Source organism: Arthrobacter sp. 9MFCol3.1 (assembly GCF_000620385.1).
Lineage (GTDB): Bacteria > Actinomycetota > Actinomycetes > Actinomycetales > Micrococcaceae > Arthrobacter.
Genome location: NZ_JIBJ01000004.1, coordinates 19,535 through 41,185 on the forward strand (window position 1 = coordinate 19,535; position 21,651 = coordinate 41,185).

Consider the following 21,651-nt stretch of genomic DNA (forward strand, 5'->3'; position numbering starts at 1 on the left):
TCATGGCATATGTCGTCTGCGTCACTTGGTTGGCACTAGTTGGTCTTATTCAGTCAATATCTCCAAATTGGCTAGTACGCCCCGCCCAGCTCGCGGAACAACTGCTCTATGGCTTCCTTTGATGACGCCGCGGCCAACTTTTTCTCTAGGCTGTCGTCGGTTTGGCCGGACAGCTGGATCGCCGACAGCACTCCCGCAGAGTCCTTGATGACAATCGCCGCTCGGCGGAAATCCCCGTCGTGTTCCCGGACGTACCGCGCCAAGGCAGCCCACTTTGGTGCGGTGTCCGCCAGAGAGTGGTTGTGCGGATCCACCAGGTCGATGGCCACGCCATCATCACCGTCATCATGGAAGAACAGGAAGTCGGGGTAGAGGTTTTTGGACACCTCGGAGTCCAGATAATGCACCGACAGCGCGTGGCTACCGCCGACAGGATTCCGGTACCAGCCCAACAGCGTGCCAGCAGATTGCTCGGCTTCGAGGACGCTTTCTTCCCATCCGGTAAATGTGTCGGGGAACAGCTTGGTTTCAGGCAAAGCGTATAGGTGGCCCGCATACAGCGGTAGCTCCTCGACCCGCCCGGTCTCCTTGTTCAGGAGTTCCGTCTTCTGGGAGATCGTCTCAGGCATACCGAGGTAGCTCGTCAGTGCCGAACCGATGGGAGCGAAGATAGTCTCAAATTCCTGGCGTTGCGTCGACTTCAGGCGTGCGACCGAGCCGGCGGTGTTGCGCCGCCAGGATTCCACGCGTGCACCGCACTGGGCCTCCAGCGCGTCCCGGGCCTCGGCGGACCGGGCCAGGGCGACAGTCCGGACGACGACCTCATCCCACTCCAGGTCCCCGGCAATGACCAAGGACGTGCTGTACCAGGCTGCGGCAGCGTCCGGGAGCCGTCGTTTGGCCTCCTCCAGGAGCTGACGCAGGTTCTTTTGACTGGTAGCAGCCGTGCGGGCGATGGTCCCAGTATTGGCACCGCTGTACTGGTCGAAGGTCGACATTTCAAAGCTGACTTCAAGCAGTGAAGCAGCAACCTTGTCGATGGCCACCTTGTTCTGGCCGTACACGGAGGCGAGTGTCTCCACGACCACATTGCGTGACTCCTCGGTGTAAGAAGATCCGCCGGGGTGCTTGAAGTCTGCGTTGTCCAGCAGGGCGCCAAGACGCACCAGACGGTTCACGTTGGAGCTGAACCGGCGGACCGGCTTCTGCTCCCGGGTCAGCCCCCCGATGGCATCCCAGACGGCGGCCGGCACATCCGGGTTCCGTGTCATCCGCTTGGGATTCAGTTGCACCGGGACCTCGATATCAGCCGAATCCATGAAGGATTTCACGACCTGCGCCACTTCGGCCTTGTTGAAGTGTGGCAGGTACAGATCCACGGAGTTCAGATCATCGAATTCAGGCTCCTCGATGTTCTTGGCCAGGGGGTTGCGGACCATCCGGCCGATGAGCTGGGCGATCTGTGTGTGTTCCTGCGCGGTGCGCAGGGACACCATGACCTCGGCGCGGGGGCAGTCCCATCCGGTGGTCAAGGCCTGCTTGAAGATCACGGCACGGAGGTTCCCGGACTGCGAGATCGAGGTCGGAGCAATGTACTGGACCACCCGCGGCATCTCGACACCACTCAACCAGGTGGTCGTCGTGATGGGTGCGTGCTCGCCAAATGCGTGGGCTACGGAGTCAGCGTCATCGAAGGCGTCAGAGGCTTCAGTGAGTGTCTGGACGATCTCGCCGATCTTGGCCGCCGACGTAAGGTCGGGAACCTGTATGGCCAGAAGCGGCACCGGATAGGACGAAGCCCCCGTGGCACGGGCCCATTCCTGCCATTGCCGGTCGGAACGGTCCAGGTCAGCCACAGCCTGACGGATCAGGGTGTCATCGCTGGGCTGGTCGTCCACAGCGTAGCTGACGTTGATGCGCTCTTTGATGAGGCCGGAAGCCCGCACCTTTTGGACGTCGGCCGCCACTTGCACAAGGGACCGGCCGGAGGCATCGTGCATGGCGTCCTGGAATTTCTTCGGCGTTGCCGACAGCCCGATCACGATAGGCGCCGGCGGGTTCACGATCGTGCGGGAAGTGTCGTTGCCGCCTGGCACTTGGATGGTGGCGCCGTCGAGGATTCGGCGCAGAATCGTCGGGCGGGTCCGGTCTGTTGCTCCACGGTGGGCTTCATCGACCAGGACAATAAAGCCACTGCCTCGCTGCTTGATGGTGTTTCCGATGGTTTCCCACAAGGAGTACCGGCGCCCGTCGCCGGTCTGGATGTGGCGCGTGGCGCCGGTTCCGAGCTTTTGGACGTTCAGGAAATAGACGAGCCCTGGGCCGAACTCAGCCTGGTCGAAATCAGCTTCGACGGTCCGGAGCATGTTCATGTTGATTCGGTCCGAAGACGCCAAGATCTTCTTGCGGGACTGCTCGTTGAGTTCACCGTCATCGGTCAGCCACAGAACGGTGGTTTCCGGACGCGGATCGGAGTCCTCCGTTCCGAAGAACAACCCCTCCAGCACAGCCGAGGCAATCACGGTCTTCCCTGCGCCTGTGGGAGCACTGATGCCGATCGCGGTCTTGCGTTCACCGTTGGTGCGGAGCCGTTGGGTGGCGGTGCTGATTTCGTTGAGTGTTTCCTCAACGACGTCGGACTGGTAGTCGGCAAGGGTGAATTTCACGAGTCGCTCCGGTTGATCTGGAAGGCGTCAAGATATGAGCCGTAGATAGGCTCGACGGTGAGCTCGTCGCCGAACGCCTCCCCGGCGAGGTCACCCTGTTCGGGAGAGTCAGTAATGATGAAGACGTGCCTGACCCGGTTCTGTTTGGTGGCAAGGACCTCAGCCAGCTCGGCTGCCTTGCCGGCATCGAACAGCACAGCCATCGATGATTCCTCGTTCCACTCATAAGCATCAGAACCCGCGGCGCGTTGCACCACGGCGCCCACTGCACCGGACTTCAGCCAGAACACAGGCGCTAAGTGTTCGTACTCCAGAGCGGCGTGAACCCGACTCTCCTCGAGATAGGCGAGCTCAAGGAACTCTACGTTGGCTGGCAGGCCCTCAGAATAGGCAGAGCCGTCTTGGCGCGTCCCCGTCACGACGGTCTCGACGCGCGGCTTGGTGACGTGGTTGAACACTCCCTTTGCTTCATATTCTTCGGAGCCAGGACCGTAGCCGGCCTTGCGCAGGGCGGCGTCGTCTTTGGCTGACAGCTCGTTGTTGGTGACCAGGATGCACTGACGTGTGCCTTGGTCCTCAGCGTTGAGTCGGATGACGGCCTCTGCCGTGGTGCCGGAACCTCCGAAGAAGTCCAGAACCACAGCGTCCTTTGGCGCAGCAAGCCGTATCCAACGCATAAGCACGTTGTGGTCTTTAGGGAACGGAAAGCGCTTGTCGCCGAGCATGGTCTGCAAGTACTTGGAAGCAGACCTCCGGTCCGACTGGAACATAGCCTCAGGCACCTGTTCACCTGACTCGTCTAGGAATTTCTTGAGGCTGGGCAGGCGATCATGATCTGGACCGAAATAGATCCTATCCTCAGCTACGAGACGGAATAGCGTCGCCTCTTCGCACATCCAGCCATTTGGCGGAACTTTGCATTCCTGGCCCGTCACCGGGTGAATCAGCGGGGTTCGACACCTGTTATCACGTGCTTCAGGGGCACGCATGTCACTGGCATAGAAGACACGACCATCAGAGTCGATGTTGTTGTAGTTGTAGTTACCGTGGCTTCTCGAGTCATGATCTTTGGGCTGCGTCCTGAACCATGCCCTCAGAAGCTTGGTTGCCTCCTCGGGGTTGTAGCCTGAGGCCTCCCATGCCTCAGCCCCCGCGAGGAGCACGTCATCGGCGCCTGGCTTCAGGTCTCTCCATCGGATACCTTCTGAGGCGAGGTTGGCTTCGCTCCGGGCATAGACCAACATGTAATCGTTTCCGTTGGAAACGTAACGAGAATCGTTCTTGCGGCCGCCCTGCCAGACCACGTTGGAGATGAAGTTCTGGTCGCCGAAGATTTGGTCCATGAGCATCCGCAGCCGGTGGTGTTCCTCGTCGCCGATGGCGACGATGATGACACCCGTGGGCTTCAGCAGCTTTTTCGCCAGCGTCAGCCGGCGTTCCATGAAGCTCAGCCACTTCGAGTGCTTGAAGCTGTCCTGCTCGGCGACGTAGTGGTCGTTGTACTGCCAGGTTTTATTCCCTGTGTTGTAGGGCGGGTCAATGTAGATCAGATCCACCGATTCAAGGTGGGTGTACCCAAGCATTTCGAGGGCGTGGAAGTTCTCTCCGTTGATCACCACATGGGCGGCGTCTTCCGTGTTGCCGGTGCGAACCGACCCCACGCTCCTGAGACCCGGAAAGACGACTTCGCCGAACTGCCGGGCAGCGGTCACGTTCGTGAGCTTTTCTTCGGTCACGTTCCCGCCTTCGTCCACAAGAGTCACAGCGTCGCCGCTGATGGCGCGAACCTTGTGGAAGGTGCCGTCGGCTTCCCGGATGACCGTGCGACCGCGGCGCACCGGTGTCTGGGGCATCCGGATGCCTTCGGGAGAGTGCCGTTCAAAGACCAGCCCGAACTTCTTCGTGGTGCGCTCGTATTCGGCCTTCAGCCTCGCCCTCAGAGCTTCGTCCGTCACCTCGTTCAAGTAGACCTCGAACATGCTTTTGGACATGAAAACTCCTAGAAAATCACCGCGTGTACGGACAGCCAGCCTTATGTCTATCAGGAAATTAGTAGGGGACCCGTCAATCTCGGTCCTTCAGCTTCGCCCGTGGCGCAGAGTCGGCTCCTACGTCTTCGCCACTCATATCGACTAACCGGAAACCCTGGTGGCATGCGAAGGTATGTGGACCATCTACCCGGGGGAGATCCACAATGATAGCTGTGCCCGATGACCTGCGAAGAAGATTCCAGAAGTGGGACGCGAAGGGCCGTCCGCCGCAGGAGGCCTTCGAGTGGGAGAAGAAGAACTGGCAAAAGTACCTCGGCAACAGCCGCATTTTGGAAGCCCTTCCGAATCCCATCGACCGCCCTGGCGTCCTGGAGACGTTCAAGCTCGTCCAAGACCCTGACTCGGCACTCGACGCATATGTCGCCAGCTACCTCTGGGGCTACGCTAAAGCCAACTTTGGCCCGTACCGTGCCGAACGGGTAATCCGTCTGAACGCGGACCCTGAAACGGGAAAGCACTTCGCGGTCGAACTGCACACCCTCTCTCAGATCTCGATGGCCGATGGTGGGACCGCTGCGTTCGAGCACGTCGTACACAAACGACAAGCCGACAGGAAGTTCTTCGCTCAGTGGGGTCCCGCCTTCGCGACAAAGTTCATCAGCTTCGCTACTAAGGCTTCAGACCAGGTGGCTACCACCCCGATCATGGACAGCATCGTGGCGAGATGGTTCAAGAACCACTGCCAAGAGATCGGCCCGCTGTGGCTCAACTGGAACAGCGCCAGCAGCTACCGCCGTTACACCGAATGCCTGGCCGAATGGGCAGAAGACCTCGGTATTGAGCCCGAGCAGGTCGAACAGCTTATTTTCCAGAAGGCTGAACGCGCTGGGGCCTGAACGCCCCGTGGAACAATCCCTCCTCGCGTGTCTAGCCGAACCAAGAAGCCTGCCGGTACAGGACGGCAGTGTGTGACCCGACATCCATCTCTTGCCAACTCTGGTACACGTAGCCCTTCGGCAGCCAAGAAACCAAGGAATTCAGGCCGTTACTGTGGAAGGTTCCCTCACCCTTCCAAGAGATCGGCCCCTTGTCCTCTACATTGCCCTGGGCATCAGTGATCCGCACCCACCAGGTACCGTCCGTTTTCGGGTAGACGGTCATGCTGATTGGTTCAGCTTCGTTGCCCATGTCCTCAAGCGACCCCGCCCGGGCTCATTTACCGCGCGGAATCGGTACGCACCGATCAAATAGTCGCTTCATCATCGCCGTTCCCGCGTCTTCAGGGGTCCTTCCCTTGGAGATTCTCTCGTAAACGCCATCTGAGTAATGCCGGGAGCCAGGGCTTACGTTTGCTTTCGCCCTGAGCCGGCGCCAAAGACACTCGTACTGGGGGTGCGGTTGTCTGCCACACCAGTCGCAGGAGGTGATTTCGCCTGGTTGCGGCTTTTCCTTCTTGCGCGTTGAGGACCAGGAGCTGGACCTTGATCCCCCGTGGTCCGGATACCGATGCCCCGTCATGATGGCCACTGCGTCTCTCGCTGAGATCTCTGTTCCCACCAGCGCAACGTCGACTGAGTCTGTGCGCGTCAGCTGCCGGCGCTGATGTTGGCCAGGGATGTACCCGTCAAACGTCGGCTGCTGGCTCCCTGACGGGTCCTGGCTGCATAGTCCGAAGCCCTTCTCCGCGCACAGATGGACCTGGGTGAGAATCCCATCAGCCAGTGGAATACGGGCAGTCACGGGTATGGTCACGGATTTCCAGCGGGTCTCCAGCTCCAGAAAAGCATCACCGAAAAAACCGGGTCTGCAATGAGCACACCCGTAGGCTAAGTAGGTTTTGCCTGCCTTCTTCGAATGGTGCATCCGCAACGGAGCCAGCGGCGGAAGGTCGCCTTTGCCCAGAACCGCTGCGACGTCGCCGGCAATCAGAGTCTCGATGCGTTCGGTGGGCCATAAAGGAAAGTGTGTCCGGGCGGCGTCGGTTGTCTCCTGGCAGCGGGACCGGAGGGATGCAGCACTTATCCTCCAGATTGTGGATGGCTGTTTGCAGGCCCAGCAGTTGTCAGTCAGATGCTGAATCGTCACGGTGGTGATCCGCGCCTGTATCCGGTCAAGGTACAGCCCCAGCAGAAGAGCGGTGACGTGTGCGTGAAGACTGGTCGCTGCGGCTTGCTGGAACGCCTTCTCGACAAGGACATCAAACGGGGCATCGTCGCCCTCGAACACGATATGGGGCACGCCGGAGCGCCTGGCCTCGTCCTTGTTTCGCCGGTGGACGTACCAGAAGCATTCAACGCCGTCAGCGGCGTAGCGCTCCTGTCGGCGTCTGAACTCCCCGGCGTCCTGGCGCGACCACTGAACCTCCAATGCCATGCGCCTGCCATCGAGCTCGGCCAGGACATCCGCTGTCCACGCCCGTCCCTCAGCGCTCCACTCGACACTCACCTGCCAGCCCGCGTCTGTGGCGGCCTGTGCGATCAGGGTTTTGATCATGCGATGTTGCGGGGACTCGCTCCAACAGTCGGTGAGGCCGCACTGCACGCCGGCCTTGTGAGCGAAGTGCTTGAGACCGCGCCGGGACGTGCGAGGGATTCCAGGTACGCCGCACCGCATGAGCAAGGACCGGCTCTTGTACTCGCTCTTCACCAGATCCCAGTGCTCATCCGTGGCTAGGTAGGATTCGATTCGTTCCCCGTCGAGAAACGCCACCAGCGGCATTGGCCCCCCTTTTTTAGTGCCCACGGGCATTTGACTCACCCTAGCCACAGGTACTGACAATCCTGCGCGAGGGACTGCTGGTCAGATAGTTTTGCCTGATGGCGCTGAACGATCCTTTGAGCATTCACCAGGTCGACACGGATGCATCCTCGGCTACGCCGGGTGCAGTGGAAGAGGTCCTGAAGGAGCACTACTACAGGGTTGATCCCGCAGAATACTTCGAACGCCGGCTCTGGGGGATAGTTGCACTTGCTGATATGCAATCTGGTTCGGTGACGTGGGACCGTACGGATCAGGCGTCCCTTTTCGGACAGTTCCGGTCAGTGCTTAAGGACAAGAAGTTCGCACTGGACGTCCCGCCGGGCGACACTCTTAGCAGCAGAACGATGGCCTCAATAGAGTCCTACACCTTGATGCAGCACGTAATCGAAACTGCGCTGCGGCTGTTTGTGGCCGGTCAGGAAAGAGCTACGGGCAGCAGTCCTATGACGAAGCTGCTCAACATGCGACTGAGCTCGGACCTCCGCGATCCCATAAAACCTTTGCTTGGAGGGGCAGCCCGGCATGCCGTCTCCAAAGTGATGTTTCCTCAGGAGCTTCGTCATGAAGAATCTGAGGAATCCAAACTGGAAATGCGGCGGCACCTGGAATTCCTAACAGCCTGGCTCACTTTCTTCGCGCAGTTTTATTCGGACGGCGGCTATAACGGCGCCCAGGGAAACAATCAGCTCAAACATGGCGCCACAGTTGCCCCTCGGGATGACCTCAGTGTCGTGCTGCACCTCGCCGAACAGCCTCCGACAAACCTCACGCCGGAGCAATGGAATGATGCAGCGGCCGTGATCAACGCCGAATCTGTGACCTACGTCCTCCACGAGCGCGGAGGCAAGAACACGACCCCTGGTCTGACACTGCGGACAGACAACTCCGATCCCGCTACAAACCTGGCAATCAGCCAAATCGGTATCAGCATTGTGCGTTCACTGTGGCAGATGTCGCGGGTCGTGGCCTACCCCCTCACCGTCAACGACTACGACTACGACTACTCACCTCTGCCGGCTGAGCTCTTCGCGAGCACAGAACGGCCTCCGCGGTCCATGACCCAGACGCTTCTTCAGCCTGCACCGAAACCTGCAAAACAGAGTTCCACTGCTCAACGGAGGGGGAAGCGGTGAACAAAGCCACGTGCTGACGGCTACCACTGTCGATTCGGAACCTGGACAGTCCTGGATAGGACTATATGAGGATGTGGGCTGCCGTCCCGACGACCGGACCCATCTGACCTGGCTGGCTGAGCGTCGGGCAGATCCTAGCTCGAAATTACTTCAGACTCGACTTCCCGATCGCGGGGGCCGGGCAGCTCATCCGGAATCAGATCGGCATCATCGGGATGGTGAAAGAGCCAGTTGCGGGCGTTGGCGATCGTGTGTCCGTTGAAAAGATGAGCCATCTTCGTTGATCCAGGCTGGTTGTGATCATGTCTTCCGGCAACAATGTCCCCGGCCACTTCTTCCGGTGCTTTCTTGCCAGCCATTTCCTCAAAAACTGGCCCAGGATGACTCAGGAGAAGGCCAACTTCTCTGGTGAGAGGAACCGTAATTCCCCAGGCAGTCCCCACCCCCACCCCTCTAAACACGTCTTTCAATTCGGGGTTATGCACGAGTGCCACCGGCGTATCACACGTCAGCAGCTTCTTGCGGTTGAACCTGACAAGAGCCCAAGGGCGCCCGACAAAATAGAGCAACAGCTCGGGAACGAGTTCGAGTATGTGGCGGATATGGCCCAGGGGGGTGGTTTTCATGCTTATCCCACCCGGCTGGGCCGCCTGCTGAAGTAGCCTGGCCACCACGGCATCGTCGACTTCCTTGCCTGCCTTGCTCAGCGTATCCCGGACACCGTCCGCGCCCATCTGTGTGATTACCTTTGACAGCACTGTTCCATGCGTCTGATCCATCGACGTTCTGGTGTCCGGGCCCCTGAGAAACTGAAAGGTTAGGAAGGTGCCGAGAATCTCACGGTCTTCACGAGACAGTGGCCAAGTCCCGTCAACTGCCTTCTTGATGACGTTTGCTGCATCACCTTCCAGCTGGGACAAGTCTTTTTCAAAGACATCGGCTCCGTCAGGATGCCCCGACAGAGCGTAGAAGTTCGTCCGGACAGTCGCATGGGTGGTGGGTATGACCAGCCGCTTTCCATCGCGACCAGCCGCGCCTATTTGTGGCGTGCTGTCTGCGCTGTCCTTGGATCCGAAGCCATTCAAATAAAACTTCGGAACCGTGTGATGCCGCTTGCTGACCCCCATACTGACCGTACCTTCCGTTGAGCATCGCCGTCGCAATAGTGTGCCTATTGTCCCGCCTCTATCCGGATGTGAAAAATCAGAGCCGCTGCGATGTGCAGGTCGGCCCGGAGGGCCCCGGGTGCATCTGAAGCGGCTGGCATGACTTTCCCCATGAAGATTTACGCCCTGGATGACTACCAACTCTGCCCAGCCGCTGCTCTCGATTTCATCGACGGCGGGAAGCTCTGACTATGACAGGTTTGGATGGCCCCGGTAGGACGGTTATTTCTGGCCCCACTTCGTGACTCGCCGGGCACTTGTGACGGTTATATGTGGCCCCGCCTTCAACGTTGGATTCATCAGTGGATGGATGCGGCGGAAGGCTGGTCTGGATGGAGTCGAGAGTGGAGTTGTTCGCACTGATCCGAAGGGACGCACGGGTCGAGGGCCTCTCGGTCCGTGCGCTGGCGTCCAAGCACAAAGTTCATCGAAGGACGGTGCGGCAGGCGCTGGAATCGGCATCTCCTCCGGAGCGGAAGCCCAGGCAGGGGGTGGCCTGGCGGCTGGAGCCGTTCAAGCCGGCAATCGATGCCATGCTGACCGAGGACACGACGGCGCCGCGCAAGCAGCGCCATACCTCGCGCAGGATTCTGGCCAGGCTCGTTGAAGAGCACGGCGCGGAGGAGTTGTCGTATTCGACGGTGCGTGACTATGTGCGGGTCCGGAGGGCGCAGATCGATGTCGAGGCCGGCCGTCGGGTTGAGGTGTTTATCCCGCAGGAGCATGCCCCGGGCGCTGAGGCTGAGGTGGATTTCGGTGAAGTCTGGGTCGTGCTGAACGGGGTGAAAACGAAGTGCCATATGTTCGTTTTCCGGTTGTCGAGCTCGGGTAGGGCCATCCACCGGATCTATCCGACGCAGGCGCAGGAAGCTTTCCTCGAAGGCCACATCGAAGCCTTCAATGTCTTGGGCGGAATCCCGACGAAACACATCCGCTATGACAATCTCACCAGCGCTGTTACCGCGGTGGTGTTCGGGCAGGGGCGGCAGCGGCTGGAAAATGACCGGTGGGTGCTGTTCCGTTCTCACTACGGCTTCGACCCCTTCTACTGCCAGCCCGGCATCGCCGGGGCGCATGAGAAGGGCGGAGTCGAGGGGGAGGTGGGCTGGTTCCGCCGCAACCGGCTCTCCCCAATGCCTGTTGCTGGGTCTTTGGATGAGCTCAACGACCGGATTCGGGCTTGGGAAGTCCTGGACGCTGGCCGGCGGATTGATGACAGGATCCGCACCATTGGCCAGGACTTCGCCCTCGAACAGCCGTTCCTGGCGCCAATGCCGGCAGAGCTCTTCGACCCGGGCCTGGTGCTGACACCGCGGGTGGACCGGTCTTCGATGATCACGGTGCGGATGGTGAAGTATTCCGTCCCGGCCCGGTTCATCGGCAGGAGGGTCCGGGTGTCGCTACGAGCGTCCGAGGTCGTGGTGTTCGACGGGCGTGCCGTGGTCGCCAGGCATCCGCGGATCGTTGCCAAGAACGGGCAATCCGTGCAGCTGGACCACTATCTGGAGGTCCTCAAGACCAAACCAGGCGCGCTGCCCGGTTCCACCGCGCTGGCCCGGGCGCGGGAGTCCGGCGCGTTCACCAGCGCCCACGAGGCGTTCTGGGCTGCCTCCCGGCGGGTCAATGGCGATGCGGACGGGACCCGTGAACTGATCGATGTCCTGTTGCTCCACCGCTCCATGGACGCAGATGATGTCCAGGCCGGGATCACCGCGGCGCTGGGGGTGGGTGCTGTCAGTGCCGACGTCGTTGCGGTCGAAGCCCGCAGACACATCTCAAGCCTCTCCGGTGCTGGGTCCGGTTCGGACCGTCATCTCGGTGCTCACGATGAAGTGAATGTGCAACGGGTTGTCAGCCTTACCCAGCGCCGGCTCATGGATCCGGCGGCGGTCATCGCCGGGCTCCCGCCGGACACCCGACCCCTGCCCTCGGTCAGCGCCTATGACGAGCTGCTGGCCAAACGCCCACAACCCACACAAGCATCCGCGTCGAAGGAGAACATCTCATGAGCCCTGCCGCACCCTCTACGACCATCACTCCGACCCTGCGCCGGCGGCGCGGCCTGACCGAACAGGCCGCGGTCGCAGCCGTGGACCAGGCCTGCCGCCGGCTGCGCCTGCCCACCGTCCGGGCGGTCCTGGATGAGGCCCTTACCGTCGCCGGGAAGGAACAACTCTCCTACCAGGGGTTCCTGGCGGAGCTGTTGCTGGCCGAGTGTGATGACCGGGACCGGCGCTCCTCGATCCGCCGCGTGAAGGCCGCGAATTTTCCCCGGGACAAATGGCTCGGGGATTTCGATTTCGACGCGAACCCGAATATCAACCCCGCCACCATCCACACCCTCGCCACCGGGGACTGGATCCGCAAAGGATCGCCGCTGTGCCTGATCGGGGACTCCGGGACCGGAAAATCCCACCTGCTCATCGGCCTCGGCACCGCGGCGGCGGAGAAGGGCTACCGGGTGAAATACATCCTGGCGACCCGGCTTGTGAACGAACTCGTCGAGGCCGCGGATGAGAAAGTCCTGGCCAAGACCATCGCACGCTACGGCCGCGTCGACCTGCTCTGCATCGACGAACTGGGCTATATGGAACTGGACCGCCGCGGCGCCGAACTTCTGTTCCAGGTCCTCACCGAACGGGAGGAGAAGAATTCCATCGCCATAGCCTCCAACGAATCCTTCTCCGGCTGGACCAAAACCTTCACCGACCCACGCCTCTGCGCCGCGATCGTGGACAGGCTGACCTTCAACGGCGCCATCATCGAAACAGGCACCGATTCATATCGTCTCGCCCACACCACCCGAACCCAGAAATCAGCCTAATCACAGACTCCTGGCCGAAGGATCGCGTCAGATGCCGCAGGAGCTTCAGGAACAACCTTCCCGGTCCAGAGCCATCCCGAGCGGAAGTAGGTGGAGTTTTCCGGGGACAGGGAGAACAACAGGAGTTGTCGCAATGACAAGGTTCCGGCGGCCCTCCGGCCCGCCAGCATTGAGACCTAAGGGAGGACGAGACACCTCAAAGGATTGTCTGTGACAATCGAGTTATGGCTGAGGATTATAAAATGGCGTCGTGGAGCCTTCGTCCGGGGGCTCCGGCCTACGCCCGGATCACTCTGTGGGCGCTAGGTCTCTTCCGCCGCCCGGGGTCAGCGACCTATGGAGCATTCTCTTCGGACGACGTGTTTCGGATGAATCCTGTTGAACGAGTTCTAAAGCAGCGCGGTCACTCACGAGGATGGTGTGGCCCGATCGAATCTGATGAGGGCCCACTTCGTCCTTCCTGGACCAGCGGCGATTAGATTTGGACCGATATAGGGGTTTCCCTAGGCAATAGAGCGGGAAGGCCGTTACCCCGATCGTGAGGCAACGGCCTTCCCATATTTGTCTCCGCCCTCGCGGCTGGCACCGCACTTCGCTCAAAGGAATTGGAGCAGGTGGGGCCAGCTTTGACCGTCCCGGCGGGGCCACGAATACTTGACACACTCAAAGCTCTGATGGCAACACGGCAGCGTCGTACGTGGAAGGCAGCAGCCAAAGCCAAGCAGGAGTCCACAGAACTGGGGGAGCTAGGCTCTATCGAACCGGCCTCCCGCCGCAGCGATGGATCATCAAGGGTCGGTCCCGGCCAGGTGCATGTGGTCAGCTCGGGAAAGGTCTACCACCCGGCCTGGTGCAACTCCGTGGGCAACGTCTGGGACGAGAACCCCAAGAGGCTGCTGGTCATCGAAGAGAACGCGTGGGGGAGCGCAAGGCCTGCAAAGCCTGCGACGAACCCTTGCAGGCTTAGGACGAAGATTCTACTTTTCCGCTTGGTCGGGATCCCAGCCGTCCTGGGGGCCACGTATGTCCAGGGTCTCAATCATCTGGTCAAAACCAGTATCCCCAGTGACTTCTGCTATCCCGCGCAACTGGTCGGCGACCTTTTTCCAGCCACCCTGTATCCAGACCTCAGGGTCCGGACCGTTCTCGCTAAGGAAGGCGTCCAACGCTGACTTGCGGTAAACGAGCCGGCTGCCGCGCTTTTCTACAACCGGACCAACGTCGAGGTAACGGAGTCCGCTCACAAACTTCGCATTGAGGGTGTAGCCCGCGGGACCGCTCAGGTACGCGGCGGCCTCAATGGAACTCATCTCCATGTCCGGAGTCAGCTCATCCATTGAACCAGGCTCCATTGTCTACCGCAGGACCGGCAAGGATTTCGCCATGAACCAGGCCGGCCTCGTCGAATAATCGCTGCAAGGGTCCATGAACTCATACCCGTGTTTACGGTAGAAGCTAAGAAGCCGCTCTTTCTCCCCGTTTTCGTCGGGCGACACCACAACGAGATCGCGTCCGAAATCTTGGGCGTCTCTTTCGAATACCGCCAGAAGATCGGCGCCGATGTACTGGCGCCGCCTCTCTTTTTGCACGAAAAACTTCACGATAAGTGAGCAGGCCAAGTTGTCGGGCTGGTTCTCGTACGCAGCGAGAAACTGCCACACCTTCGCGTCGTGTTGTCCCGAAATCCAGCCCACTATCCCCTCGGCGTCCTCGGCGACGAACTCACGTTCGCTGACCCGACCACGCCCATCCTGGTACCTGTGACCGTTGTCGCGGTCCCAGGGGAGTATCAGGTTGCCTATTGCCACCTGGTCACCCCGGTTGGCTCGTCTTATTTCCATGTCCCTGCTTCGGTTTGTGCCCGTATCCGGCTGCTGACTTATCGGCATGATCTTCCCACAGATGCCTCGTGGCGGCGGCGGTAATTTGCGAGGCGGGGCACATACCCACCCGTCTCAGGCACGCCGGGGACTACATCAATGTCGGTAGCTTTCTCTGGGCCAGGCGCTTCACGGCCTCGGGCGTCAGTCGGCCGCGCGCCTCGTCGAGGGCGACCCTCAACTGCGCGGCGAGGATATTGCGTCGCACATGGAGGGCCAATTCTCTCCGAGCCTCCGGATCTCTGCGGAGCTTCCCGTCCGGCGTTCTCAACGTATCGAATGGGGACGGCAGCGGCGGGGGCGTCCGCTGTGCCAGCCGCACCACCGCTTCCGGAGTCTCTCGCCCACGGATCTTGTCGAAGGCGACCCGGAGTTGGGCCGCCCGGATTCCAGCCTGTATGCGCAGAATGGTTTCTTCCCTGGACGCTTGGGAGTCCTCATCCACACCAGACATCGGATCGCTCCTCTCAGTCCGTTGCGTTCATGATCCCAGAGTTTAGCTGTCAGTACTGGTCCAAAAACCGAGCCGTTCAGGCGGAGCAGACTCTCGTCGTCTGGTCGTCTCCTGAAGGCAGGGGTAGCGGAATCACGAAGAAGTGAGGTAACCCGTCGGTACCGGACTTCCAACGGAGGTCTGTCGTGTCGTCGAAATTCTCCGGTACATAGCTCAGGAAGAGTTTCAAGAGAGGCACTGACACGTCGTCGCGCAGATCAAGAATGACGGCCACACTCATGGGTATGCCTTCCTGCTGGGCGGTGATATAGATCTCATGTCTCACTAGTGGAGCAGACTTTACGGACTCATTCAAGTGGCATTGGGTGTGCCTACTAGACCCTCCCAGACCGTCCTTGAAGACCAGCAACGATGGGAGACGCGCCGCCAGCAGGTCGGTTCGCGCATCCGGGAGCTCCGGCTCCAGCGTGCGCTGACCCAGGAATCCTTAGCTTTGGAAGCAAAACTTAGCCGGAACATGGTCATTGGCATCGAGTGGGGCCGTAAGAGTGTTGCATACGAACGCTTGTGGGACATTGCTGAGGTTCTCGAAGTGGACATTCTGGATCTGTTCACTCCTCCGTCGCACGCCGCTACGACTAAACAGCCGGAATCCGCCGGGTAAACTTGCTGCCCCCAATGCCGCCATCTAACAAACGGGATTGTCGGAAGTTCCAGTCGAGGACTCGTCTAAGCATGTGTACGCGTCTTGGGCCCTTCGGCATGCGAAATCACGGTCCTCAAGGCCGAATTCGAACACCGGTCACACCACAGTCTGCAGTGCGCATCGACGTCGATGAATTCCGACCGCTGCCGATGACCGGCCGGCCTGGCGCCGTAGCGCTGAACCCGGGGTGTTCGGCATTAGCGAGTAGACTTCGGTTCATTGGGCCCCGCGGCCGTACATTCTTCTTGAGCGTCACCGTCAAACGTTCTCATCTCTCATGGAGGCGCGTGACATTGCCGAGATCCTCCTGTCGGCTCCTCAGCTGATCCCGTTCCTCGCTGACAATGAGGAGGGCAGTTGCGTAGTTTTGTACGCGACGGGCAAGCTCATCCCGTTCACTCGCGATGCGCCTAGAGCGTTCACGCTCTTCGATAAGTTGATTCCGAAGCCGCTCGACCTCGGGCTTGCTCTGATTTATTTCTCGTGCCCGTTGTTGAAATTGTTGGTTTAGGTCTGCGTTATCGTGCGTGAGTCGATGTCTCTTTACGCCGGCGAGTTCGACTACCCGTATGCCTGTGAGGGGGCCAGGCGCCCGGCCTTCGAGCAAGTCGCCCATAGCCTTTTCCAATGCAGCTCTGACATGTTTAGGATCATCGACGATCATGGGGTGCCCTCTTCGTGATCGGCGATGATCCCGTTGATGTTTTGACGGACCGATGCGATCCGCAGGTGGCGAATTCGAGGCGCTAACGTCTCGTCAGGAAGACCTTTTAGAGTCTCTTCCAGCGTCGCGATGTCCCCATCGGTCCTGGCGATGTTCTGGCAGCCACGGCGGCATTCGCCTAGGCTTGGGGCGTCCTGGTTCTCCGCGATGCACAAAGCCTTGGCCCTATCGAAAACACAATGTACTGCGTTTCCTGGGAAGATTTGCAGGACTGGATCCCGGAGTAACTTCTCCGCCTGTCGTCCAGTGTGGATGACTCGTCCGGCGTATTTGGACTGAGTTTCGCGTACCCTTCTTTCAAGTTCACCGGCCGCAGCGCCGCTGACCGTCCCGCCGCTGTCTATGTACTCTTCCAAATCTCTAATCCGGTCCAGACGCTCTAACCACTGCTCGAAGGCAATGTCGTCTGGAAACCCCGAGTCGTAGTTACCCGCGTAACCCTTCGTAATTTGGACGTTGACATGACCGTATTGGATGGCCGCAGCGACCAGGCCTCGGGGCTTACGCACGATGTGCCACGCCAGTGTCCGCCGGAAGCGGCTAGGGCTTAGGAGTCCATTCGGGTCATCAGGTATTCGATCAGATCGATGATGTTTTTCACAGAACGCATTTACCCAGCTGACGAAGCGCTCAATGCCTACGGCCATTTGGCTGGAGGTCTTTGCCTGCCCGGCACGTGGCGCGATGGCTTGATCCTTCTTGTATGAGGACCTAGGACGGATGTCCTTCGGGAACAGGAACGCGTGCTCATGAAGTTCCTCCAGGGCTGCGACTGCCCTGGCCACAACCGGATGTACAACCCACGGGACTTCTCGTCGGGCTCCTTCTGGGGACTTGGAGCCCGTTTCGTCGGTGGCTCCTTTCCACCGTGTGCCGGTGATGGTGAGTCGACCTGTCTCAGGGTCGGAGGAAAGGCATCCAGGGCGAAGCGTGAGAACTTCGCCCGGTCTCATGCCTGAAAGATAGGAAACAACGATAAAACAGGCAGCAAGGAGCAAGTTTGCGTGGCTAGCAGCTTGATCGTATTTCATTGGACCGTCGTGCCAAGGCGTACCGTCGATGAGGATCCGACATCCGGCCATGAGATAGGCATCGTCGTCAATTGGTAGACCAGAACCCTTGACAATCTCTTGGTCGTAGGTCGAGTGAGATTGGCCAGTGCTGTGAGTCAGACGTCCCAGGTACCCCCACCTCACAGTTCGGGTACCGTCGAGCTCGACACGCCCCGGGACGCCCAATCCGGCTTGGGAGAGATCGCCTAGTACGCGCGTCAGCCGTTCCTTTCGGTTGTTCTCACTGCTGGACTGGGCGTGTCGGTTGTTCTCACTGCTGGACTGGGCGATTCCCGATCGCTGGCGCCGAGGTGCGTTCCCCACGATTTCGCGGAATTCACGGTAGTTGGCCAGAATATCCGGAGCGACATCGTCTACGAACCGCACGGCCCAGCCGATCAGCGGCACCAGGGTGGACTCGGCGATGCGAGGGGTCCGGTTGGCCGAATCGATCGGCGCCCTCGGGCCCAAGAGGTCTCGAGCGGGGGCATCGCTCCACGGCGGAGAGTCGGGAAGAGCAATCAGAGGGTCGACAAAACCGCGATATGCCCAGAGCCGGCGCACCTCGGAAATCGTGTCTTGCTTGGAGTCATACGACAAGTCGGTGGATCCCATGTGGGCTAGGAATGCGTCGAGATGGGCGCCACCCAGCTGGCCAAAATGGTGAATGCCTTCTCGTTCGACCCAGCTGAAAAGACGGGCGAGGGGAGCTTTGATAGCGCTAATAGTGCGCAGCGATGGCCTCAGTCCAACCTTGGCGGCGGCAAGTAGTCGGGGCTCGTCCTCGTTTATGAGCGTCCAGAAGTAGCGTTTCACAGCACCTTGCCAGGGGAGTGCAAATGAAGCGAAGTTGACGCTCGTCATGGCAGAGTGATCTTCGAATATCCCAGGAGTGAAGTCCCAACGGTTATCCCCGAAGCGTGAAAGCGCGGCGAGCTCGGTTCCTTCCCTTAGCGGCCGGTTCGCCAAGACCGGAGTCTGTGGCCCTGGAGTGAGATCCTCAACGCAGGGTTCAAGTGCCGTCATAGGTCGAGGTCGCCTGCCACTAGGGCCCTAATCATCCGTAAGTCTTTGTCAGTGGCTCGTGCAGCCTCCACCTCTGGGTCTGCGCGTTGGAGGGCCATCAAGTCCTCTAGTCGTGCAGTTGCCACGGAGAATTTGCGTTGCCACTCGGCCTCCGCCGTGGTCGCCCGTAGATTGCGGAGCTCGACTAGTGTGGAGGCTTGCACCGGTAGGTGGCGCGGTTCTGAACGAGAACACGGGCATCCCAGGCATAACAAGAACGAGGCCTCGCACGGCTGCCCCAGAGGTGAATATGGCGACTGATTGTTGTCAATGCAGGCGCTTGTTACCGTATCCAGTTCCCCGGAAAGAAGCTTGGAGAGTGCTGCTACATCGATATCAAATCGCTTGGCCACTGCTAAAGGATCACGAGTTGCTTCCATCCGGTCAGCAGTGGTTAGAACACGACGAAGGTTTTCATCGCGGATCCGTTGAAATTCTTCTTCGAGCGCTACCTCTACGACACCCTGATACGCCGAAACCGTCGATGAATCCTTCGCGAGATAAATCGATGCCACCGCGTTGACGGTTTGCGCAACCGGTCGTTGATGACGGTCTAAGAACCAACGCCGAATCCGCCTTGTGTCGACAAGTCCAGGCCCATCATGAACGTCGGTGAACCCCCTCAATTTAGTCCCCCAATTCGATGAAAGTCGTTTGTAACCGAAACCGGACGAGGTCTCCATTCGACGCTTGGGACTGAATACCATAAACAGCGCTTCATCCCCAGTATGGCGACGCATATCTTGCCCCAGTTCCAGTGCGATCTGGTAGACCCCATATGGAGTCCCGAGATCATCTGCGAACGAACGCCGAGCTTTCCCCACAAAGGTTAGATCCAACTCGGAATTCCAAGGTCCTCTTCGGGCCTTTATGCCTCGTAAATGGGCCACAGGAATTTCACCAGCCGCTGATGCCCTAACATGTTCGGTCGTGAGGTCAACAACAGTTGAGAGGTTCAATCCAGTTAAGCAGATCAGGAGTATAGCCAAGGCCCAAGTTTCCTCTTGGCTTGGATGCAACTCAGCGATGAGGGATCCGGATCCGCTCACTGCAAGGGCGCCACCACGCAGACGGGGCAAGCCCCCATGCGAGACGATGTGCGCCAGAAGAGAGGCTCGCTGGTTTTCTCCCGCGGCGACCTGACCGTGAGCGGGTATCCCGTTAGAAGCCAAGTAAATCGCCGCAGTCTGCCTGGACGCACGAACACGAGTCAATGCGGCTCGAACGATCTTCCGTGCAGCCCGGCGAATAAGTGCCATTTCGGCATTCGAATATGCGCTTACAGGGGATACAGACTCCCTGGCACGCACAGGAAGGTAGAGGGCATCCCTGAAGCTGTTGTCGAGGTTCGTGGTCCCACGCAGGACCAGTCTGAGGGTGTGCACCATCGTCACATAATGAGAATGGGAGCTACTAGAAAGCTTCGCCCTGTGCAGGTCCGACGCGGTGAGCTCATGCAAGGAGGTTGGGATCGGGCTGGTGTCGCGAACCGCTTTTGCGAAGATCCGGAGCAATGCAAATGCGCTCCTTGCTGAGGAGTAGGTACGTCGAGTGCCAGCAGGACCTGTGGCCTTGGCGAAACCCTCAGAAAGTTCGTTGGTGATCAGAGCGGGAAGGCCAAGTCTTCCGAACCGGAAGTCGTAGTGTTGGTGGCCATGTTCAGGGAAGAATCTGACCACTGGAAGTCCATCTTCGAACCAGATAAGCTCCGGGGTCTCGTATCCCGCTGCTGGAAGGGAAGCCTTTTGTGCCATTAACGAACCTCAGATGGTGAGATAAATCGGACTCGTGGGTCGTCCCGGACGAACTCCCACGCCGTGCCGGCCTCTGGATCTTGGGCGCTGTGGGCGAGAAGGAACTGCACATCCAGGCCAAGGAACGGCTCCAAGTAGATGTTTTTAGTCGTGGCCACGTCCCCATGGCCGAGCATGGTCTGTACCAAGGACCAAGTATCACCGAACTGATTACGGAAGTCCTCTGAGCGGTCGGATGCTCTGGCGCCGCGTTCCCAAATTAGCCTTCCAACCGCGAACCATCGCAACGCAAAGCTGTGACGGAGCATGTGAGGATGGCACACTAAGCGCTGAATGCCGAACTTCTCCACCCGGGCATTCGCCAGAGCAAACGTCTTATACCAGGCCATTTTCTTGCGAGGAAGGCCGCGCTCGTTCAGCCATAACGACAGAGGTTCTAGTCCGGTTGCTGTCTCCCTGAAAAGCTTCGTTCGATCTGACGGGGAAAAGTCCTCCAAACGTAGCCGAGCAGATGATCCTTCTTCTCTGACAACTCTCATCACTCCAGGGGAGCTGGTTCCTTTGACAACCAGTCGTTCTCGGAGCTCTTCGTACAACCCCTCGGCTTGGGCTATGCGTACCGATGCCGCTCTCTCAGTCTCCACATAGTCCCAGATGCCTTCTAAGGCAGATCGCCCCATCCAGAACTTTCGACCTCGGCCGCCTTTGGCGCATCGTCCGGCAAGCCGGGCAGTGACAAACCCTCTTCCGTCTCCTGCCTCCGGCAGTTCGGGTAATACCAAGGAGGAAAGCTCTTGGATGCGGAGCCCGCTGCTGTAGAGCCCCTCCACAAAGCAGGCGTCGCGGCCCTGCATACGAGGACGCCATCGCGTACGCTCCGATCCACCAGGCGTTAGTCCGTGGATACCTACGTCCCGCCAGAGCCGAAACGCTCCGGGGGTGAGCCACTTCACATCGGTAGAGCGTATGCGGGTTGATCCCGCCCTGGGGTCACGAGACCTAGCGCGGCCGTCCCATGAACCCCGTTCAGCCAGCGGAAGCAATCGTGCAGCGCATAAACGCTCTGTTGCCCAATCGTGAAAGGCGAGGACGGCCGCGAGGTCCCCCTGCCATGTCGAGCCAGAGACCCTTCCAGGATTTCGCAAGTCCGTAGTTCGCCAAAAACGGAAGTCGAAAAGGTCCTCTTCGCGCGCCATTCCCCACTCCTTCCCGCGGAGTTGCAGGAAGTTTAGCCAAGTCTTGAGTGAAAATGCGTATTTCCTGTTTGTGCCGGCGGAGAGATTTCGCATCCGCCCACTCGCGAAGAATGCATTCACCGGCGTGTGCAGGGTTCCTCCTTCGCTGAGAAGAAACGGCCTCCCAACGTCCATGCGGAGTGGCGAAAGGCCGAGACGCTCCAAGAGAGGATCCTCAGACCACGCGAATCGGTCCGTCACGAAATGAAGATTCCACCTCGTCTCAGCATTCATGACCACA

General features: G+C 59.6%; 18 protein-coding genes. 6 read left to right on the plus strand and 12 right to left on the minus strand.

Going from position 1 to position 21,651, the window contains the following annotated elements; genetic code table 11:
* Positions 1–71 precede the first annotated feature (71 nt).
* A complete protein-coding gene (locus tag C560_RS0102835; RefSeq protein ID WP_026537058.1) occupies positions 72–2,666 on the minus strand; it encodes a DEAD/DEAH box helicase in 2,595 nt (864 codons plus the stop codon).
* The gene (locus tag C560_RS21095) at positions 2,663–4,657 is read right to left on the minus strand and encodes a site-specific DNA-methyltransferase (RefSeq protein WP_051532978.1); all 1,995 of its coding nucleotides are present in this window, start codon (positions 4,655–4,657) and stop codon (positions 2,663–2,665) included. The genes C560_RS0102835 and C560_RS21095 overlap by 4 nt, the downstream gene beginning before the upstream one ends.
* A gap of 212 nt (positions 4,658–4,869) precedes the next feature.
* Between C560_RS21095 and C560_RS0102845 the strand changes: the two genes are divergently transcribed.
* Positions 4,870–5,553: an 8-oxoguanine DNA glycosylase OGG fold protein gene (locus tag C560_RS0102845; protein ID WP_043422434.1), complete on the plus strand. Its 684-nt coding sequence runs from the start codon at positions 4,870–4,872 to the stop codon at positions 5,551–5,553.
* Between the two features lie 31 nt (positions 5,554–5,584).
* On the opposite strand, the gene C560_RS0102850 is transcribed toward C560_RS0102845, so the two are convergent.
* Both C560_RS0102850 and C560_RS22570 read right to left on the minus strand, forming a co-directional pair.
* Positions 5,585–5,845: a hypothetical protein gene (locus tag C560_RS0102850; protein ID WP_026537060.1), complete on the minus strand. Its 261-nt coding sequence runs from the start codon at positions 5,843–5,845 to the stop codon at positions 5,585–5,587.
* A gap of 24 nt (positions 5,846–5,869) precedes the next feature.
* Complete coding sequence (locus C560_RS22570; protein WP_197026097.1) at positions 5,870–7,375, minus strand: competence protein CoiA; 1,506 nt, start codon at positions 7,373–7,375, stop codon at positions 5,870–5,872.
* Positions 7,376–7,473: 98 nt separating this feature from the next.
* Here C560_RS22570 and C560_RS0102860 point away from each other — a divergent pair, with 98 nt between their 5' ends.
* Positions 7,474–8,550 (plus strand): hypothetical protein, encoded by a 1,077-nt coding sequence (locus C560_RS0102860; RefSeq protein ID WP_026537061.1) that lies wholly within the window; start codon positions 7,474–7,476, stop codon positions 8,548–8,550.
* A 134-nt stretch (positions 8,551–8,684) separates the two neighbouring features.
* On the opposite strand, the gene C560_RS21105 is transcribed toward C560_RS0102860, so the two are convergent.
* Positions 8,685–9,677 (minus strand): DUF4238 domain-containing protein, encoded by a 993-nt coding sequence (locus C560_RS21105; protein WP_051532980.1) that lies wholly within the window; start codon positions 9,675–9,677, stop codon positions 8,685–8,687.
* Positions 9,678–10,048: 371 nt separating this feature from the next.
* On the opposite strand from C560_RS21105, the gene istA reads away from it, so the two are divergent.
* Complete coding sequence (gene istA, locus C560_RS0102875; RefSeq protein ID WP_026537062.1) at positions 10,049–11,725, plus strand: IS21 family transposase; 1,677 nt, start codon at positions 10,049–10,051, stop codon at positions 11,723–11,725.
* On the plus strand, positions 11,722–12,540 hold the full coding sequence (gene istB / locus C560_RS0102880; RefSeq protein ID WP_026537063.1) for an IS21-like element helper ATPase IstB: 819 nt from the start codon (positions 11,722–11,724) through the stop codon (positions 12,538–12,540). Before istA ends, istB begins: the two co-directional genes overlap by 4 nt.
* A gap of 977 nt (positions 12,541–13,517) precedes the next feature.
* Here the strand turns inward: istB and C560_RS0102885 are convergent.
* The 4 genes from C560_RS0102885 to C560_RS0102900 all read right to left on the minus strand — a co-directional run bounded on the left by C560_RS0102885 (position 13,518) and on the right by C560_RS0102900 (position 15,199).
* Positions 13,518–13,877, minus strand: a complete 360-nt coding sequence (locus C560_RS0102885) for a hypothetical protein (RefSeq protein WP_026537064.1) — start codon at positions 13,875–13,877, stop codon at positions 13,518–13,520.
* An 18-nt stretch (positions 13,878–13,895) separates the two neighbouring features.
* Positions 13,896–14,381: a GNAT family N-acetyltransferase gene (locus C560_RS0102890; protein WP_197026098.1), complete on the minus strand. Its 486-nt coding sequence runs from the start codon at positions 14,379–14,381 to the stop codon at positions 13,896–13,898.
* 130 nt (positions 14,382–14,511) lie between these two features.
* Entirely contained in the window at positions 14,512–14,874 is a 363-nt protein-coding gene (locus C560_RS0102895; RefSeq protein WP_026537066.1) for a hypothetical protein, read from the minus strand.
* 76 nt (positions 14,875–14,950) lie between these two features.
* Entirely contained in the window at positions 14,951–15,199 is a 249-nt protein-coding gene (locus tag C560_RS0102900; RefSeq protein ID WP_043422437.1) for a hypothetical protein, read from the minus strand.
* A 42-nt stretch (positions 15,200–15,241) separates the two neighbouring features.
* On the opposite strand from C560_RS0102900, the gene C560_RS24070 reads away from it, so the two are divergent.
* Together C560_RS24070 and C560_RS0102910 are read left to right on the plus strand one after the other, a co-directional pair.
* On the plus strand, positions 15,242–15,538 hold the full coding sequence (locus tag C560_RS24070) for a helix-turn-helix domain-containing protein (RefSeq protein WP_051533009.1): 297 nt from the start codon (positions 15,242–15,244) through the stop codon (positions 15,536–15,538).
* Positions 15,539–15,857: 319 nt separating this feature from the next.
* On the plus strand, positions 15,858–16,091 hold the full coding sequence (locus C560_RS0102910) for a hypothetical protein (RefSeq protein WP_026537068.1): 234 nt from the start codon (positions 15,858–15,860) through the stop codon (positions 16,089–16,091).
* Positions 16,092–16,240: 149 nt separating this feature from the next.
* Here the strand turns inward: C560_RS0102910 and C560_RS23275 are convergent, their stop codons facing one another.
* The 3 genes from C560_RS23275 to C560_RS24075 form a co-directional block, all read right to left on the minus strand.
* Positions 16,241–18,220: a site-specific integrase gene (locus tag C560_RS23275; protein WP_197026099.1), complete on the minus strand. Its 1,980-nt coding sequence runs from the start codon at positions 18,218–18,220 to the stop codon at positions 16,241–16,243.
* A gap of 158 nt (positions 18,221–18,378) precedes the next feature.
* Positions 18,379–19,410 carry a hypothetical protein gene (locus C560_RS23565; protein ID WP_197026100.1) on the minus strand — a complete coding sequence of 344 codons (1,032 nt, stop codon included), beginning with the start codon at positions 19,408–19,410 and terminating at the stop codon, positions 18,379–18,381.
* A 764-nt stretch (positions 19,411–20,174) separates the two neighbouring features.
* The gene (locus tag C560_RS24075; protein ID WP_081801602.1) at positions 20,175–21,644 is read right to left on the minus strand and encodes a site-specific integrase; all 1,470 of its coding nucleotides are present in this window, start codon (positions 21,642–21,644) and stop codon (positions 20,175–20,177) included.
* Between the last annotated feature and the right edge of the window lie 7 nt (positions 21,645–21,651).